This is a genomic window from Flavobacterium aquaticum (assembly GCF_003259835.1).
GTDB classification, from domain to species: domain Bacteria; phylum Bacteroidota; class Bacteroidia; order Flavobacteriales; family Flavobacteriaceae; genus Flavobacterium; species Flavobacterium aquaticum.
Genome location: NZ_QLMI01000029.1, coordinates 1 through 1149 on the forward strand (window position 1 = coordinate 1; position 1149 = coordinate 1149).

A 1149-nucleotide genomic window follows, 5' to 3' on the forward strand; every position below is an offset into this window, starting at 1 on the left:
CTGTAATTTGTTATCGTTGATGAACCTGCTGCAATACATGTAGGCGTTGTAGTAGATATAGTTGGTACTGCTGGAGTAACTAACATCGCTAAATTGGTAAACGATGCTGATGCTACTGAAGTACAACTTCCATTACCTGCTGTTACCGTATATCCTGTTCCAACTGTCATCCCTGAAATTAATCCGCCTGCGCCAACTGTTGGTCCTGCTGGTGTGAAAGTATAGGTTAACGCTCCACTGTAATTTGTTATCGTTGATGAGCCTGTTGCAATACATGTAGGAGCTGTAGTAGATATCGTTGGTACTGCTGGTGTAACTAACATCGCTAAATTAGTAAACGATGCTGATGCTACTGAAGTACAACTTCCATTGCCTGCTGTTACTGTATATCCTGTTCCAACTGTCATCCCTGAAATTAATCCACCTGCGCCAACTGTTGGTCCTGCTGGTGTGAAAGTATAGGCTAATGCTCCACTGTAATTTGTTATCGTTGATATTCCATCAGAAGAACATGTAGGTGCTGTAGTAGATATTGTTGGTACGGCTGGAGTAACTAACATCGCTAAATTAGTAAACGATGCTGATGCTACTGAAGTACAACTTCCATTGCCTGCGGTTACTGTATATCCTGTTCCAACTGTCATCCCTGAAATTAATCCGCCTGCACCAACTGTTGGTCCTGCTGGTGTGAAAGTATACGTTAACGCTCCACTGTAATTTGTTATCGTTGATGAACCTGCTGCAATACATGTAGGCGCTGTAGTAGATATCGTTGGTACGGCTGGAGTAACTAACATCGCTAAATTAGTAAACGATGCTGATGCTACTGAAGTACAACTTCCATTGCCTGCGGTTACTGTATACCCTGTTCCAACTGTCATACCTGAAATCAATCCGCCTGCACCAACTGTTGGTCCTGCTGGTGTAAAAGTATACGTTAATACTCCACTGTAATTTGTTATCGTTGATGAACCTGTTGCAATACATGTAGGCGCTGTAGTAGATATCGTTGGTACTGCTGGTGTAACTAACATCGCTAAATTGGTAAACGATACTGATGCTACTGAAGTACAACTTCCATTGCCTGCGGTTACTGTATACCCTGTTCCAACTGTCATACCAGAAATTAATCCGCCTGCACCAACTGTT

Annotated in this window: 1 pseudogene; it reads right to left on the reverse strand. The window is 42.6% G+C overall.

The window, feature by feature from the left end:
* A pseudogene (locus B0I03_RS13155) lies at positions 1 to 1149 on the reverse strand (T9SS type B sorting domain-containing protein); the annotation flags it as partial.